This window comes from Stenotrophomonas forensis (genome assembly GCF_028752115.1).
GTDB lineage: Bacteria > Pseudomonadota > Gammaproteobacteria > Xanthomonadales > Xanthomonadaceae > Stenotrophomonas > Stenotrophomonas forensis.
This window is the reverse complement of record NZ_CP082270.1, coordinates 2712342-2727715: the sequence shown is the minus strand read 5'-3', so window position 1 is coordinate 2727715 and position 15374 is coordinate 2712342. Positions and strand designations below refer to the sequence as shown.

At 69.3% G+C, this 15374-nt stretch carries 3 protein-coding genes; all 3 read left to right on the top strand.

Annotation, left to right across the window (positions count from 1 at the left end):
• Positions 1–4 precede the first annotated feature (4 nt).
• Positions 5–1204, top strand: a complete 1200-nt coding sequence (gene gspF, locus K5L94_RS12730; RefSeq protein WP_053449918.1) for a type II secretion system inner membrane protein GspF — start codon at positions 5–7, stop codon at positions 1202–1204.
• A 218-nt stretch (positions 1205–1422) separates the two neighbouring features.
• Positions 1423–2559 carry a substrate-binding domain-containing protein gene (locus K5L94_RS12725; protein ID WP_053449917.1) on the top strand — a complete coding sequence of 379 codons (1137 nt, stop codon included), beginning with the start codon at positions 1423–1425 and terminating at the stop codon, positions 2557–2559.
• Between the two features lie 233 nt (positions 2560–2792).
• Positions 2793–15188, top strand: a complete 12396-nt coding sequence (locus K5L94_RS12720) for a filamentous haemagglutinin family protein (protein ID WP_274510598.1) — start codon at positions 2793–2795, stop codon at positions 15186–15188.
• Positions 15189–15374: the final 186 nt, after the last annotated feature.

The window sequence follows — 15374 nt, the reverse complement described above, 5'->3', positions numbered from 1 at the left end:
GACGATGGCACTGTTCGACTACCAGGCCGCCAATGCGCAGGGCCGCATCGAGAAAGGACAGCTGGATGCCGACAGCCCGCGCAGCGCGCGCCAGCTGCTGCGCGGACGCGGGCTGACACCGGTACAGGTGAGTGTGGCGCGCGCTGCAGGCAGTGGCTGGGGCGCACGCCGCCTGTCCGCCAGCGAGCTGGCCTGGGCCACGCGCCAGTTGGCCAGCCTGCTGGCCGCAAGCCTGCCGCTGGAAAGCGCGTTGAGCGCGGTGATCGAGCAGGCCGAGCGCCCGCACGTCGCGCAGGCGCTTACCGCGGTGCGTGCCGACGTGCGCGCCGGCCAGCGCCTGACCGTGGCACTGGCCGCGCGGCCGCGTGATTTCCCGCCGATCTACCGTGCGCTGGTCGGTGCGGGCGAAGACTCCGGTGATCTGGCCCGGGTGATGGAGCGTCTGGCCGACTACATCGAGGAGCGCAATGCACTGCAGGCCAAGGTGCTGACCGCCTTCATCTACCCGGCGGCGATCAGCCTGGTATCGGTGGCGATCGTGATCTTCCTGCTCAGCTACGTCGTGCCGCAGGTGGTGACCGCGTTCGTGCAGGCGCGGCAGACGCTGCCGATGCTGACCCAGGTGATGCTGGCTGCCAGCGCGTTCGTGCGCAGCTGGGGCGTGTGGGTGGCGCTGTGCAGTGGCGCGATGGTGGTGGCGTGGCGGCTTGCACTGCGCCGGCCGGAGCTGCGCCTGCGCTGGGATGCGATGCTGCTGCGCGTGCCGATGGTCGGGCGCTTCGTGCTGGGCGTGAACAGTGCGCGCTTTGCCTCGACGCTGGCGATCCTGCTCGATGCCGGCGTGCCGCTACTGCGTGCCCTGGAGGCGGCGCGGCAGACGTTGGGCAATGCACTGCTGGCGCGCTGCGCCGACGACGTATCCGCGCGGGTACGCGAAGGCGCGGCGCTGGGCTCTGCGCTGAAGGTGCAGAAAGTCTATCCACCTATCCTGGTGCACCTGGTGGCCAGTGGCGAGAAGACCGGTTCACTGGCGGCACTGCTGGATCGCGCTGCACAGACCATCTCACGCGAGATCGAACGCCGGGCGATGGCACTGACCGCACTGCTGGAACCGACCATGATCCTGGTGATGGGCGGGGTGGTGCTGACCATCGTACTGGCGGTGCTGATGCCGATCATGGAGATGAACCAGCTGGTGCAGTAGATCCACGCCATGCGCGGATGGAATCACCCGATTCTCCACACAATCCTCCACACCTTTTCCTGATCTTCCACAGGTTTCTTAAGCGGCCTGTCATCGGCGCAGACCAGCATGGACACGTCGCCGCAGAGTGGGCTGGGAGGCCCTCGGCGGCAGCAGGCGTGAAGTGACCGTTCCTCCCTTGGTGTTTCCCTTCGCAGTAAACCCTTCAGGAGAAGATCATGAACAAGTACAAGACCCTGGCCGCGCTGGTTGCCACCGCGCTGCTGGCCACCGCCGGCGCCGCCTCGGCGCAGTCGCTCGTGCAGGGCGGTGGCGCGTCGCTGCCGGCCAAGCTGTACAAGGGTTCGGCCGACAGCATCCTGCCGGCCAACTTCAGCTATGAAGTGACCGGCTCGGGCACCGGCAAGCAGGCCTTCCTGGAAAACCGTGCCGACCTGTTCAAGACCACCGGCACCGTGCATTTCGCCGGCAGCGACTCGGTGCTGACCGACGCTGAGATTGCCGCCTACGCCGCCAACTTCGCCCCGACCTACGGCCCGCTGATCCAGATTCCTTCGGTCGGCACCTCGGTCACCGTTCCGTTCAACAGCGCCGGTGGCAACCTCGACCTGAGCGTCACCCAGCTGTGCGGCGTGTTCGCCGGCACGATCACCAACTGGAGCACCCTGGACGCGAATCGTTCGGGCCCGATCACCGTCGTGTACCGCAACGAGAAGAGCGGCACCACCGAACTGCTGACCCGTTTCCTGGCCAGCGCCTGCTCGGCCAGCGACACCGCCGGCAGCACCCTGATCGGCGGCAAGTTCAGCACCACCCAGGAGTTCTGGAAGCAGTTCTCGTCGCTGCCGGCGAACTTCACCACCGCTTCGGCGCTGGGCAGCCAGCCGCTGTATGACAAGGTCTACGCCACCACCGGTGCGATCGGTTACATCGGCCCGGACGTGGTGCCGAACCTGAGCGACGCCACCAAGATCGCCAAGGTGCGTGGCTTCTCGCCGAACGACCCGAGCGTGCAGGCCACCCTGGACACGGTGCTGCCGCCGACCGGCGCTGCTGCCAATGACGTGCGCAACTGGGCCCCGGTGTTCACCAACCCGCCGGCCGTCGGCTACCCGATCGTGGGTTACACCACCTTCGAACTGGGCCAGTGCTACAAGGCCGGCAACGTTGCGCTCGCCCTGCGCGGCTTCCTGCTGGGCCACTACAACGGCAACAACGATGCCGCTTCGCGTGCCCACGGCTTCGTTCCGCTCACCGCGGCCTGGCGTGATGCCATCCGCAACCGCTTCGTGCTCGCCAGCAGCGTCAACGGCGTGAACAACGCCAGCGCCTGCGCCGGCCTCGGCCGCCCGTAATCGCGTCGAACGCAGTGCTTGAACCGAGCGCCGGCCGTGAGGCCGGCGCTCTCTTGCGTGTGGCCGCCGGCCCCGGACCGGACAGGTATCCGGTCCATTCCTGCATCGGCGGCGCTGTCTTTTGATGTCGGCTTCACGCAGCCGTCCCCGTCTTACAGAAGCAGGGCGCGTGCCGCCCGATCCTTCAGAGCGCGCCGTGATCGCGGCCGCCCAACCAGGTTGACGAGGTTCAGATGTCGCATCCGCTCACGACCGCTTCGCGCCCGTCCACGCTGCGCCGCAGCCACCCGATGGCCTGGGCCGTCGCCGTTGCGCTTGGCACGGTGGTGGCGCCGGCCAGTCAGGCCCAGCAGGCCTTCAGCCCGGCCTGGTTTGCCGACCGCGGTGCCGCCCAGGGCGCGGCCGCGCAGAGTGGACGCATGCCCAGCGGGGTGCCGATCCAGTTCCAGCTGCCCGCGCAGCAGCAGGATGCAGCCCGCCAGCAGCTGCAGCAGTCGATCGACAACCTGGGAACCGCCGCACAGGCCATCGCGCTGCAGCAGCGGCTGCAGCAGGAAGCCAGGCAGGCACGGCGTGACGCGGGATTCGTGGTCGCCGACGGGCTGGGCAAGGACGGCCTGAAGGTGGATGAGAACCCGCTGACGCGGGGCTGGACCAACGCCCGCGAGGCCATCCAGGCGCAGGGCGCCGATGGCCGCGTGCAGGTCAGCATCGAACAGACCGCAGACAAGGCGATCCTGAACTGGGAGACCTTCAACATTGGTGCCAACACCACGTTGAACTTCCTGCAGAACGCGGACTGGGCGGTGTTGAACCGGGTCAACGATCCCAACGCACGGCCCAGCCAGATTCTCGGCCAGCTGAAGGCCGACGGCAGCGTGTTCGTGGTCAACCGCAATGGTGTGATCTTCGGCAGCAACGGCCAGGTGAACGTGCGCAACCTGGTGGCGGCGGCCGCGCGGATCAGCGACACGCAGTTCCGTGACGAAGGCCTGTACAGCGTCAACGCCAGTTCGGATGCGCTGACCGAGGCGTTCGGCAAGGTGATGGTGGAGCGAGGTGCACGCATTGCCACCCATGAGCCCACCACGGCCACGCGCGGGGGCGGCTATGTCCTGTTGGCAGGGCGCAGCGTGGAGAATGCCGGCCAGATCGACACCCGCAAGGGCCAGACCCAGCTCGCCGCGGGCGACAGCTTCGTGATCCGGCGCGGCGTGGGCACGGCACAGAACACGTCGTCCACCACCGGTGGCAACGAGATCGCGCCGCGCTTCGTGGCGGGCAGCACGGCAGGCGATGTGCGCAACAGCGGCCTGATCCAGGCACGCGAAGGCGACATCACGCTGGCCGGACGTCATGTCGAGCAGGCCGGCGTCGCGGTCGCCACCAGCACCCTGAACCAGCGCGGCACCGTGCACCTGCTAACCTCCGCCAGCGATGGCAAGGCCAGCGTGACCCTCGGCCGCGATGCCACCACGGCCATCCTGCTTGAGGACGATGGCAAGACCACCGCGCTTGACAGCCAGCGGCAGGCGCTGCTGAACGAGTCGGCCACCCAGGACAAGGTGCGCAGTACCGCCGCACAGGGCGCGTTCGACAACCTGTCGCGGCTGCAGGATCGGCGCGACCAGTCGCGCGTGGAAATCGTCTCCGGTGGCACGGTCGAGGCCCAGGCCGGGTCGCTGACCTTGGCCACCGGCGGCCAGATCGTGGTCGACGCACGCCAACGCACGCTGTTGGGCGATGGCGCACGCGTGGATGTATCCGGCGCCACCGGGGTGAAGGTGGCGATGGAGAGCAACCAGCTGGAAATCAACGTGCAGGGCAACGAACTGCGCGATGCCCCGGACGTGCGCGATGCAGGCACGCTCAACAGCAGCCGGGTCTGGGTCGACCGGCGCGGTCTGATCTACGTGCCGGCCGGTACCGGCGGCCATGAAGGCGAGCGCTGGTATGCCGGTGGAGGACTGCTGGAAGTGAGCGGCTACCTGGGCAACCAGCGCCACTCCATCGGCGAATGGGCCGCGCAGGGCGGCACCGTGCAGCTTGCCGGCAGTGAAGTGGTCAGCGCCGCGGGTTCGCGGATCAACCTGTCCGGCGGCAGCCTCGATGTGGCCAGCGGCATGCTCAAGGAGAGCTGGCTGCGCGGCAACGATGGACAGCTGTATCGCCTGGACGACGCGCCGGTGGATCGTGGATTCGCCGGCCTGTATCGCGGTTTTGAAGTGGAACAGGCGCGCTGGGGCATCACCGAAGCCTGGCGCAATCCGTTGATCGGCAATGAATCGCGTTACGAGAATGGCTACACGGTGGGACGCGATGCCGGGCGGCTGCTGGTTTCGGCGCCCTCCGCGGTGCTGGAGGGGCAGATCGATACGGCCGTGTTCAATGGCGTGCGGCAGACGCGGGCACCGGGCAGCAGCACCGATGGCTACGTGCAATCGCAGACGGCGGTGGCACGCGGCGCACAGCTGTGGCTGGGGCGCTACGACGGTACCGGCCGCAATGCGGTGTTCGACTCGCAGGTGCGCATCGGCACGGCCCCGGCGGCCACCGCACGCTGGAGCCTGCAAAGCGCGCTGGATGAGAGCCGGCGCAACACCGTCTGGCTTGATGGTGCACAGTTGAGCGCCCAGCAGTGGGGCCGGCTGGACCTGGCGACGGCAGGCGGCATCCGCGTCGACGGTGAGCTGGCCCTTGCCGATGGCGGGCAGCTGAACCTGGTCGGTGGTCGCGTCGACATCAACGGCCAGGTCCGGATTGGCGGTGGCAGCCTGACTGCCAGCAACCTCCTGGCCGACGCCACCGGCCGCATGCAGGTGGTGCAGGCCAACGGCCGTGGTGTGGTCGCATTGGGCGAAACGGCGGTGATCGACCTGGACGGGCGCTGGGCAAACCAGCGCCTGGACGGCGGCGCCGGCAGCGCGCAGGCGTGGATCAACGGCGGTCGCGTGCAGCTGGAAAGCAGCCATGATGTGTCGTTGGCCGCAGGCAGCCGCATCAGTGTCGATGCAGGTGGACGCGTCGACCTGCAGGGCAAGGCCAGTGCAGGCAAGGGCGGTGACATCGCCCTGCTGGCCGACAGCAGCCAGGTGACCACCGACGGCAGTGGGCGCTTGCAGCTGGACGGGCGGCTCAGCGGCCTGGGCGGCACGGGGGCCGGCACCCTGCAGCTGGCGACCGGGGGCAAGGTGACGTTGGCTGACCGGGCCCGCGACGATGGCAGCCTGTGGTTGTCACCGACGCTGCTGCGCAGCGGATTCGGTCAGTACGACATCAACGGCCATGCCGGGCTTGAGGTGGCCGATGGCACCCAGCTGGACGTGCGCGCACCGACGTTGCGCGTGCGCCAGGCCGCTGCCGATGCAGCGACCGCAGGCGAGGGCCTGGAGGCCTGGACGGCACCGCTGTATGCCTTCGACCCGGGTAGCGGGTCGGTCACCCAGCGGCAGGGCGCAAGCGTGCTGCTGCGCTCGCAGCGCAATACGCTGGGCGGAGATGTAAGGATCGGCAGCAACGCGGTCGTGCAGGTCGATGCCGGGCAGTCGATCGAGCTGCGCGGCGGTGGCAACATCGACGTGGCCGGTGCGCTGATCGCAAAGGCAGGCAGCATCCGCCTCGACGATGTGCGCGACAACCAGCAGCGCTACCAGATCGGCGGCACCCCGTTGCGCTATCGCATCGGCAGCAACGCGCTGCTGGATGTGTCCGGCGACAGCTTCGCCGCGGAGGACGCCGCGGGTCGCCACCAGGGCGTGCTGCACTCGGGCGGCAGCATCGGGATCGGCGGTACGCTGGACTGGGAGTCGCGTGACGCGCTGGAGAACCGCCCACCGGATGCCTTCGTGGTGGTCGAGCGCGGCGCGGTTCTGGATGCGTCCGGTACCCGTGAGACGCTGACGGTGGATGGCAGTGGCACCCGCTCCGTGGCCAGCGACGGCGGCACGATCGTGCTGCGCTCGGCCAATGGCCTGTACCTGGATGGCACGCTGCGGGCGGCGGCCGGTGGCGTTGGCGCGCAGGGCGGCACGCTGGGCGTGGCCTTCGGCGGTGGGGTGTACGAGCGCCGGGCGGGCGCTGCGGAGCTTGGCCCGCGTGCAATCACCCTGGTGCAGCAGTCCAGCGATGCAGCCCCTGGCGCGTCCACGCCATTGCAGCACGGGCACGCCGAGCTGTCGGCGGCACAGGTGCAGGCCGGTGGCTTCGACCATCTTTCGGTGTTCGGCGATCTTCGCGCGCAGGGGGATGTCGACCTGCGCGTGGGGCAGAGCCTGCGCCTGTACGGACTGAGCGATGCCGCGATGGGCATGGCCACCGGCAGCGCGGCGGGATCGGCATTGCACGTGCAGGCGCCCTATGTGCGCCTTGCGCAGGCACGCTGGTTCCGTGACACCTCGGACAATCCCTTTGTGGCGCCGGTGGCGGCCCGTGCCGACGCCGGCAACCACAGTTTCAGCGCCTCGGCACAGGTGCTGGACGTACGCGATACGGTCGATCTGGCCGGCTTCGGCAGCGCCCACCTTGCCAGCAGCGGCGACCTGCGGCTGCTGGCGAAAGTCAGTGGCAACAGCAACTTCTTCGATACCCAGCTGCTGGCGCCGTCGAGCCTGGACATCACGGCCGCGCAGATCTATCCGGTTGCCGGAACCAAGGGCCGTATCGCGGTATCGATCTACGACGTGCTGGGTGGACAGAACAACTGGACCGATGCCAAGGGCGTGCTTCGCATCCATGGCACCGGCGCCACGCCTCCTGCGGCCGATTCGGTGTTCGGTTCGCTGGCGTTGGTTGCCGCCACGGTCGAGCAGGGAGGCGTGGTGCGCGCGCCGCTGGGACAGCTGGTGATCGGCGGCCTGGGCCCAGGCAACGTCGCGTCGCGTATCACGCTGTTGCCCGGCAGTGTGACCTCAAGCAGCGCAGCCGGCCTCAGCGTTCCCTTCGGTGGCACCGTGGATGGCCAGCGCTGGCGCCTGAACGGCAAGGATGTCAGTCCCAGCCTGGTGGGCATGATCAACACCGTGGACACGGTGGGTGTCGACCTGCATGCCAACAGTGTCGACATCCAGGCCGGTGCGCTGCTGGACCTGTCCGGTGGCGGCACGCTGACCGGCGCAGGGTTCGTCAGTGGCCGCAGCGGCTCGGTGGACGTGCGCAGCCACGCACTGCGTGACGCCAATCCGGCTTACACCTTCAGCGCCAGCAGCAACGCGGTGTATGCCATTGTCCCGTCCTACCGCAACGGCATCGCGCCGCTGGGCCTGGCCGACGGCAGCGCCGACCCGGGCATCGGCCAGCGCATCACCGTGCCTGAAGGGGTGCCGGGCCTGGCGGCGGGCACCTATACGTTGCTGCCGGCGTCCTACGCGCTGCAGCCGGGCGCGTTCCGGGTGGAAGTAGGGGCGCAGGGCACGCAGCAGGCGTTGGCCACCGCCACCGGAACCGGCTCGTGGAAAGTCAGCGGCCAGCAGGCGCAGGGGCTCGCGCCTTCCGCATCGCCGTTGTGGACGGACCTGGTGCTGACCCCGGCCGACGTGGTGCGCCGCCACTCCGGCTACAACGAAACCGGCTACAACGCGTTCGTGCAGGAAGATGCGGCGCGGCGTGGCATCGCGCGTGGCATGCAGTCGGTGGACGCCGGCACGCTGCGGCTGACGCTGGGCGCCGGTGCAGGCCTGGGCACCACAGACGCACTGCGCATGCAGGGCATGACACGTTTCGCGGCCGAGGCTGGCAGCAAGGGCTTCGGCGGTACGGTGTCGGTGGTGGGCAATGGTGGCCCGAGTACCCTGGAAGTGCTGGGCGCAGGCCAGCGCGCCAGCGCGGGCAGCATGGCGGCCATTTTTGCCGACGCGCTCACGGCGTTGCAGCCCTCGCGCCTGATGGTCGGTGTGACCCTGCGTCCGGACGCCACTCTGCCCGGCACGCTGAATGTGAGATCGGAAGGCGGCGGCGTGCTGGTTCGTTCCGGTGCAACGCTGAGCGCCCCCGAGGTGATCCTGGGCGCAGCAGCCGGTGGCGCGGGCGTGGTGATCGAGCAGGGCGCCGTGATCAGCACGGTCGGGCGTGGAAAGCCCGGCTACGACGCCACCGATGGCTACCTGATGAAGCTCGATGCGATCACGGGCGTGCTGGCCGTGTCCAACGGCCAGACCAACCTGCTGTCGGGCGGCGCGGCCGCCCGGGTGGCGATCGATGTGGGCGCCTGCCGCAGCGACAGCTGCACCGGGCAGACCCGGTTGCTGTCCGAGGGCAGCATCAATGTCAGTACCGAGGGCGGGTTCCAGCTGCGCGACAATGTCAGCTATGGCACGCGCCGGTTGGGCCTGTCGATGACCGCCATCAACCTCGGTGATGCTGCATCGTTGCAGGCGATGGCTGCACAGGGTGCCCTGCCGCAGGGGCTGGCGCTGAACCAGCAGACCCTGCAGCAGCTGCTGCGGGGCAATACCGCGCTTGGCACGCCCGCGCTGGAGACACTGAGCCTGTCCGCGCGCGACGCAATCAATGTATTCGGCAGCGTGGACCTGGACACCCGCAATCCGGCCACCGGCAACAGCAGCCTGCGCGAGCTGGTGCTGGGGGCGCCGGCGATCCATGGCTACGGCAAGGCTGGTGACCAGGCCCGCATCTATGCCGACACGCTGGTATGGGATGGCACACAGGCGGTATCGACGGTGCTGACCGACGGTACCCCGCAGGCGCCGGGCGCGGCGATGGTCGATCGGCTCGGCCATGGGCAGCTCGAGCTCAACACCCGCTCGCTGATCCTCGGACGCGCGCCCTATACACGCCCCAGTTCGGAAGTGCCGGCCAACCGCCAGGTGCTCGGTTTCGACGGCGTCTCGCTGCGGGCCACGCAGCAGGTGCAGTTCGCCGGCAAGGGCACGCTGGATGTCTACCAGGCCCAGGGCGCCTACCAGGCCGGCACGGGTTGGCAGTACAGCGGCGGCGCACTGGACATCCAGGCACCGCTGCTGACCGGCGCGGCGGGAAGCACCCTGCAGGTACGCAGCGGGGGTGATCTGCGCATCAGCGGCGCCGGCCAGACCCAGGGGCACGAAGCGCTGGGCGCCGAACTGGGGCTGCAGGCACGCAATATCCTGATCGACTCCGCCGTGGCGCTGGCCTCGGGCCGCCTGCAGGCCAGGGCGGACGGCGACGTGGTGCTGGGCAGCAACGCCCGCATCGACCTGGCCGGGCGCCGCATCCGCATGGACGATCTGGACAAGTACAGCTGGGGCGGCGACGTTGAACTCACCGCCCGCCAGGGCAACGTGCTGGCCGCCGCTGGCTCGAGCATCGACGTCTCGGCATCGAACAACCGCGCAGGGCGGATCACCGCCAATGCGCTGGGCGAGAACGCGGGCCGCATCGACCTGGCCGGGGCCCTGCGTGGCGGCGCGAGTGGTCGCCAGGCCACCGGTGGCAGCACCGTGCCCTATGACAGCGGCGAACTGCTGTTGCGCGCGCAGCAGCTTTCCGACTTCGCCGGCTTGAACCGCCAGCTGGATGCGGGCGGCTTCTTCGGTACCCGCAGCTTCCAGCTCAAGCAGGGCGACCTGACCGTGACCGACACGCTGAAGGCGCGCAACGTTGCGCTCAGCATCGATGGCGGCAGCCTGCATGTGCTCGGCACCATCGACGCCAGCGGAGAGCAGGTGGGAAGCATCCGCCTGGCCGCGCGTGACCGCCTGCAGGTGGATGGACGGCTGGATGCACACGGCAGCGGGCTGCGGGTGGACAGCTACGGCAAGATCATCGACAGCAGCAACCGTGCGCTGGTGGAGCTGGGCAGCCGCGACGGCGAGGTGGTGCTGGGCAGTGCCGCGCGCGTTGACCTGCGCAGCGGCACCGCAGTTGCACAGGGCACCGCGCCCGGCCAGAACGATGGCGTGGCACGAGGTACCTTCACCCTCAATGTGCCGCGACGGGGCACTGACGATGCAGCAGTGCGCGCCGAGTCCGGTGCGTCGGTCACCGGCGCGCGGGATGTGCTGGTCAATGCCTTCCGGCGCTATACCGACGCGCCGCTGGCAGCGACGCCGGACGTCAATGGCCATCGGCCGCAGCTGGTCACCCAGCAATGGCTGGACACGGTGGTCGATCCGCACAACAAGGCATGGATGAACGCCGCCCTCGGCAACGCCGATCTGGCGGCGCGCACTGCGGCACTGGGCAAGGTGCGCCTGCGGCCTGGCGTGGAGATCGTGGGCCAGGTGTCGGCCGACAATCCCACCGGCAACCTGACCGTGCGCGGCGACCTGGACCTGTCCGGCTACCGCTATGGTCCGCAGGCCAATCGCAATGACCCCCTGCGTCGTGGATTCGGCGAGTCGGCTGCGCTGGTGCTGCGCGCAGCGGGCGACCTCAGCATCTACGGCAGCATCAATGATGGCTTCGCGCCGCCCCCGGCCAATCCGGATGAATCGGGCTGGATGCTCGGAGAGACGGCCGATGCCAATACGCTTCGCATCACCCCGCTTGGCGGCGACATCGTGGTGCCCATCGATGGTGTGACGCTGCAGGCCGCGACACGGTTCCCGAAGGGCGCGGTGCTGAACTACGCGATTCCGGTCACGCAGACCGATGTGCCCGCCGGCACCGTGCTGCCGGCGGAGATGCGGCTGGGCGCCCGCCTGCTGCTGGCGGCGGGCACGGTGCTGCCGGCAGCCGTCACCCTCGCCGACGGCACCGTGCTGGCTGCGGGCAGCCTGCTGCAGCAGCCGTTGCAGCTGGCGGCCGGTGACCGGCTGGGCGCCGGCTTCCGGCTCGCTTCGAAAGCAACGCTGGCGGCGCAGCTCTGGCCGGCAGGCGCGGCGTTGCCGGAGGCCATGGAACTGTCCGGCGCGGTTGCACTGGCACCGGGCTCGCTGATTCCGTCGATGACCGCGGTGAAGCTGCCCGGCGGCAAGCCGGTCAACCTGCGGCCGGCCGATGCCAACGGCAGGCAGGGCCGCAACTGGGCGTTGGCGGCAATGTTGCCGGAAGGCACCACGTCGTGGGATGTCACTGCCGTGGCCGGTGCCGATACCTCGGCAGCCGATCCGCGCCTGCGCCGGCTGGGTGCCAAGGGCGACCTGATCCTGGCCGACAGCCACTATGGAACGATCGGCACCGTGCAGAAGACCAGCGAGTGGATCGGCGAGCGGGTCCTCACCCTGGATGGCGCGCTTGCGCTGATCGGCGATCCCTCCTACGCCAATCGACCGTTGAAGGAAGTGGCCGAAGAACTGGGCGTCGACGAGCAGACGCTGTGCGACGCAGGCGAAGGCTTCTGCGGCCTGGCCCCGCGCCTGGTGGCCAAGCAGGCCTCGCTGGACCTGGTGGGCGACGAGTCGGCGGTGGGCATGTCGGCGAAGGAATTCGCCGAGATCTTCGGCATGACCGAAGAAAGCTTCTGCGCGATCACCGACTACTGCTATGGCGGCGGCGAACTGATCGAGAAGACGATCTATGGCTCGAAGCTGGGCACGCCACTGTGGAGTGTGCTGCGCACCGGCAAGGGCGACCTGCAGTTGCTGGCCGGCCGCGACGTGCGGATGATGTCGGGCTTCGGTGTGTACACCGCTGGCGCCCCGACATCGCTCGGCAACGGGCGCGATGCAGCGTTCAATCCGGGTCGGGCGCCGGCACCGGGGCTGTCCACCGTGCTTGGGCCGACCGATGCGGACGGGCGCTATGCAGCCGCCTTGGGGGCATGGCAGGCCTGGTATCCGGACCAGGGCGGAAACCTGACCGTTTCCGCGGGCCGCGACATCCGTGGCGACCTGTGGGACAGCGCCGGCCAGGTCGGATTCGATGTCACTCCGCGCAGCCAGACTGAAGGCGCGGGCTTTGCCCCCAGCGCGGTGGGCAACTGGCTGTGGCGCCAGGGCAGCCCGGGCGTGGCCGGGGCGCCGTCCACGGCGACCAGCTGGTGGGTGAACTTCGGCAGCTACACCAGCCTGCCGACGCTGACCGGTGCGCGCATGGTGGGCTTCATGGGCTTCGGCACGCTGGGTGGCGGCAACCTCACCCTCGAGGCCGGCCGTGACGCCGGCGTGGCCAGCGGAACCGTGGTCAATTCACTGGCACGCCATTCGTCCGGCGTGGTGGCAGCGGTGGGCTCGACCGGGCGCGTCGAGGCGGACGGTACGCTGCACCTGACCGGTGGCGGCGACCTGGCGGTACGCCTGGGTGGCGCGCTGAATCCGAACCTTGCACTGGCAACCAGCGATCCATCATTGAACCAGCCCAACCTGCCGCTCAGTGGTGCGCTGGTGAACCTGCGCGGGCGCATGCAGCTGGACGCGGCACGCATCGGTGGCATGGTCACCAATGTGGCGCACTACGTGGCGCCGTACAGCGGCCTGAGGCAGGAAGATCCGTTCCGCGCGCAGCTGGGCGATGCCATGGGCGGGCCGGTGCTGGTGCTGGGCGACGCGGTGGCGACCCTGCAGTCGCGCGGCGACCTGGTGCTGGCCGGCGTGGCCGACGCCGGCCGGGTGCCGGTGCCCAGCTACAACGCACTGGCGCTGGGCGATGGTCGCACCGCCGCTTCCAGCAGCTGGTTCTCGCTGTGGACCGCCAATACCGCGGTGGACCTGATCTCGGCCGGTGGCGACCTCGCACCTGGCCAGCAGAGGGGAACCGTGATGGCCACCGCCGAGTCCGGCGAACTGTTCGCCGAGGCGGTGAAGCAACGCGGCGGTGCCGATCTTCGCTACTGGCTGTATCCCTCGCAGCTGCGGATGCTGGCCGCCAGCGGCAGCATCCGCCTTGCGGAAACTTCGACCACGGGCGGTGATGCGCGCGATGTGCTGCTGACCGCACCCTCGGCACGCGGTTCGCTGGAAGTGCTGGCGATGGACTCGATCCTGGTGCCGATGCGCGGTGCCGACATCAGCAGCTCCGGCGCCGATGTGCGCTTGCCGTCGCCGTTCGCACCGGCCTTCACCGCCGAGGTGGGCGCGACGGTGATCGGCAATGCCTCGGTGGATGGCGTGGCGGGCAATCCGCGCGCCTCGCTGCCGCTGTTCGCGTTCGGCCCGAATGCGCCGCTGGCGCGGGAACTGCGCGACGGCACCAGCGCGCCGAATCGATTCTATGCAGTGCAGGGTGACATCGTCGGCCTGAGGACCGGTGGCCAGTGGACGCTGGACAATGCCATGGGCACGCGCAGCCTGCTCAACTGGAGCGATCTTTCCGCCCCGGTCCAGGTGCGCGCCGGTGGCGACATCCTGGTGTCCAGCATCGGCGCCATGAACACTACTGCCACCGACATCACCGTGGTGCAGGCCGGGCGCGATGTGGTGCGCAGCACGGTGCACGTGGCCGGACCGGGCAACGTTGATGTCAGCGCGGGTCGCCAGCTCCGCTTCGAGGACGCGGGCAGCGTGACCACCACCGGCGGCCTGATCCAGGGCGACACCCGGCCGGGTGCCAGCGTTTCCTTGACGGCCGGCGACCAGCACATCGCCTTCGATGCCGTGCGCGCCCGTTACCTGGGGGCTGCCAATCTTGCCGATCCTGCGCAGCCGCTGGCGGCGCAGCCGGGGAAGGTGGCCAAGATCTACGACGCGGAACTGAAGCAGTGGCTGTCGCAGCGATTCGGCATGAGCGTCGACGACGGCTCCGCGCTGGCCGCCTTCGATGCGCTGCCGAAGGAGCAGCAGCACATCTTCCTGCGCCAGGTCTTCTATGCCGAACTGCGCGAGGGAGGCCGCGAGTACAACGATGCCGAGGGGCCGCGCTTCGGCTCCTACCTGCGCGGGCGCGAAGCCATCACCACCCTGATGCCGGACAAGGATGCAAACGGTGCGACCCTCGACCGGACCGGCGACATCGTGATGTTCGGTGGCTCCGGCGTGCGTACCGAAGCCGGTGGCAACATCGAGCTGCTGGCGCCGGGCGGCCAGATCGTACTGGGCGTGGCGGGCGAGGTTCCGCCGGCCAGTTCCGGCCTGATCACCCAGGGTCGCGGGGATATCCGGCTGTTCAGCCAGGACAGTGTGCTGCTGGGACTGTCGCGGGTGATGACCACCTTCGGCGGTGACATCCTGGGCTGGTCGGAGCAGGGCAACATCAACGCCGGGCGCGGCTCGCGCACCACGCTGCTGTATACCCCGCCGCGCCGCGTCTACGACCGCTGGGGCAATGTCGTGCTGTCACCGCTGGCGCCTGCGACCGGCGCCGGCTTTGCCACCCTGAATCCGATTCCGGAAGTGCCGGCCGGCGACGTCGACCTGATCGCGCCGCTGGGCACCATCGACGCGGGCGAGGCGGGCATCCGCGTCTCGGGCAACATCAACCTGGCTGCGCTTCAGGTGCTCAACGCCGCCAACATCCAGGTGCAGGGAGAGAGCAAGGGCCTGCCGGTACTGGCCACGGTGAACGTCAACGCGCTGGCAGCAGCCAGTGCGGCGGCAAACAGTGCCAGCCAGGCCGCACAGGATGTGATGCGCAAGAGCCAGGACGACGCGCGGCGCAACCAGCCGTCGGTGATCAGCGTGCAGATCCTCGGCTTCGGCAGTGGCACCAGCAGCATCCAGCCGCCGGCGCATGGCAACACCGCCAGCGGTGGCTACGACGACAACAGCGCCTTCCAGTTCCCGCAGGCCAGGCGCGATGAAGGCAAGCAGCGCCGCTGAGCATCGAACGGCGCTGCAGACGGCAGCATCGGGCCAGCCGCCACGGAACGGTGGCGGCCCCAGCCAGGACGGCACGGAGGGCAGGGAGCGGCCATCAGCGGTGAGGACCACCGACACGGCGCCGCCGGGTGCAGGAGTGCGCCCGGCGGCAGGAGGGCAGTGGGTCGCTGCCTGCCAGTAGATCCA

What these genes read in the sequence shown, in the direction of transcription:
- gspF (WP_053449918.1), top strand. Translation starts at nt 5, where the DNA reads ATGGCACTGTTCGACTACCAGGCCGCCAATGCGCAGGGCCGCATCGAG.
- K5L94_RS12725 (WP_053449917.1), top strand. Translation starts at nt 1,423, where the DNA reads ATGAACAAGTACAAGACCCTGGCCGCGCTGGTTGCCACCGCGCTGCTG.
- K5L94_RS12720 (WP_274510598.1), top strand. Translation starts at nt 2,793, where the DNA reads ATGTCGCATCCGCTCACGACCGCTTCGCGCCCGTCCACGCTGCGCCGC.